Annotated in this window: 2 pseudogenes; one reads left to right on the forward strand and one right to left on the reverse strand. The window is 68.1% G+C overall.

From position 1 onward, the window contains the following. Nucleotides 1-1,801 (reverse strand): annotated as a pseudogene (locus AC2W7C_RS16350) (Rne/Rng family ribonuclease); the annotation flags it as partial. A 536-nt stretch (nucleotides 1,802-2,337) separates the two neighbouring features. Here AC2W7C_RS16350 and AC2W7C_RS16355 point away from each other — a divergent pair. After that, a pseudogene (locus tag AC2W7C_RS16355) lies at nucleotides 2,338-2,736 on the forward strand (N-acetylmuramoyl-L-alanine amidase); the annotation flags it as partial.

The raw sequence follows: 2,736 nt of genomic DNA on the forward strand, positions 1-2,736 counted from the left end.
CGCCCGCGGCCGCCTTCGCCATCGTGGCGTTCGGCGCGCTCGCGCGGCTCGTCGTCGTCCGCGTCCTCGCGATCCAGGTCGTCGCCGTCTCGTCGTCGCCGATCTCCTCCTCGTCGTCGTCCTCGTCCTCATAGGCGCTGTCGTCGAAGTCGTCGTCCAGATCGACGAACGCTTCCACGCCCTCGGGCGGAGTGAAGTCCTCGTTGGTCTCGATGCGCTCGATGGCGCTTTCGCCCTGACCCAGGGTGTCGTCGATCAGGATCACGACGTTCAGGCCGCGCTGAATCAGCAGGCTCTGCAGGTACTCTCGCTTGTGGTTCAGGATGTAGAGCGCGACGGCCGTGCAGACGCGCAGATTGACCGTGCCGGCCCCGTTCTTGCCGGCCTCGATGTCGACGGCGCGCAACGTCATCAGAGCCGCGGATTCCGCCGAGCGGATGCGGCCGGCGCCCTGGCAGTGCGGACAGACCTCGGTGGCGCCCTCGATCACGCCGAGACGGCGGCGCTGGCGGCTGATCTCCATCAGGCCGAAGCCGGAGATGCGGCCCATCTGGATGCGGGCGCGGTCCTTGGCCAGGGCGTCCTTCAGCGCCTTCTCGACGGCGCGGTTGTTCTTCGACTCCTCCATGTCGATGAAGTCGATGACGATCAGGCCGGCCAGGTCGCGCAGGCGCAGCTGGCGAGCGGCCTCGACGGCCGCCTCCATGTTCGTCTTGAAGGCCGTGGCCTCGACGTTGCGCTCCTTGGTGGCGCGGCCGGAGTTGACGTCGATAGCGACCAGGGCCTCGGTCTGGTTGATCACCAGATAGCCGCCGGACTTCAGTGGAACCGTGGGCTGGTGGATCTGGGTCAGCATCTCCTCGATGCCATTGGACGCGAACAGCGGGCGCGCGCCCTGGTAAAGGTGCACCTTCTTGGACTGCGAGGGCATCAGCACGCGCATGAAGTCGCGCGCCTCCTTGAAGCCTTGGACGCCCTCGACCTGGATGCCGTCGAAGTCCTTGTCGAACATGTCGCGCACGGCGCGGCGGACCAGGTTTTCCTCCTCGTAGATCAGCGAGGGGGCATTGGAGCGCAGGGTCGTCTCGCGGATCGTCTCCCACAGGCGCAGCAGGTATTCGTAGTCGCGCTTGATCTCGGCCTTGGTGCGCTTGGCGCCGGCCGTGCGGATGATCAGGCCCATGCCCTGCGGCACGTCCAGCGAGGCCGCCGCCGCCTTCAGGCGCTTGCGGTCCGAGGCCTGGGTGATCTTGCGCGAAATGCCGCCGCCCTTGCCGGTGTTGGGCATCAGCACGCAGTAGCGGCCGGCGAGCGATAGCCAGGTGGTCAGGGCCGCGCCCTTGCCGCCGCGCTCGTCCTTGACGACCTGCACCAGCAGGATCTGCCGGCGCTTGATGACGTCCTGGATCTTGTAGCGGCGCATCAGGCGGCGCTTCAGCCGCTCCTCGTCGGCCAGGCCGCCCTCGTGCTCGCCGTCGTCGCTCTCGCGGCCCAGGTCGTCGTGATCGTCCTCGTCCGCGTGCGCTTCGGCCATGATGGCTTCGCGGTCGGCGACCGGGATCTGGTAGTAATCCGGGTGGATCTCGTTGAAGGCCAGGAAGCCGTGGCGGTTGCCGCCGTACTCGACGAAGGCGGCCTGCAGGCTGGGCTCTACGCGCGTGACCTTGGCGAGATAGATGTTGCCGCGAAGCTGGCGCTTCGCGCGGGACTCAAAGTCGAATTCCTCGACCTGACGGCCCTCGACGATCGCGACGCGCGTTTCTTCCGCGTGCGCCGCGTCGATCAACATGGTCTTTGACATCAATGGTCTCTCTCTGGCGCGCTCTGGCCGGGCCGGTCAGCGCGAGGCTGACGGGCGGGGCGGCTCGCCGAACAATGGGGAAGATGGCGTCGGGCGCGCTCCCGCCGACGCGGCGGTCGCCGCGTTCGGACCCGGTCCGTTCGGACCACAGGGAAAGGCCAGGGGTGACGCCCATGAAGTTCAGTCGGTCTCTGGTCCCGCCCGCGCCTGAAAAGGCGGCGTCACGGGCCCGGTCGTCGAACCGTCGGCTCTTCAGCCGGCCGATCCTCGGATCAGTGAAAAAGCATCGCCGCGAGGAGTGCGCGTCCCGAACCCGACGTGCGGGGGGCGCGATCGTTTCGCGAGCGCAGCGAACATAGCCGTCAGGATCATGAATTAAAAGGCGGGTTCGCCTTTAACCCGTTGTCGACAACGTTCGTGCATGCTGGCCCCAATCATAAGGTGGGTGTTCCGTCCCGATGAGCGGATCTGCGCGTATCAGCCTGTCGCAGCGGCTCCTCCGGTCCAGCCGGAGGATGACGGCGCGCGAGTGGGCGATGACGGCCGTGGCCTTCATCGTCTTTTGCGTCGCAGCCCTCGCGGCTGGCCGGGGCCTGGCCTCCGGCGCGGTGGGCGAGGTGATGCGCGTCCGTTTCGGAGGCGACGCGGAGCGAACTCGCGTCGTGCTCGATCTGGATCGCACCTCGCGAGGGCAGGTGGTGCAGCCGGGCGAAGACGGCCGGGTCGTGGTGGCCCTGTCCGGCGTGGTTCCGGCGCGCGGCCTGACCGGAAACGGGCTTGGCCTGGTGCGCGGCTACCGCGTCGCGGGAGCGGGCGCCTCGGCTCGGGTCGAACTGGACCTGGCCACCAGCGCCGAGATCGAGCGCCGGTTCCTGCTGCCGCCGGGCGACGGCATCGCCCACTATCGCTATGTGATCGACCTGAAGGCGACGGGC

The sequence above is a fragment of the Brevundimonas sp. CURTG3B2_SDJG genome (genome assembly GCF_057364705.1).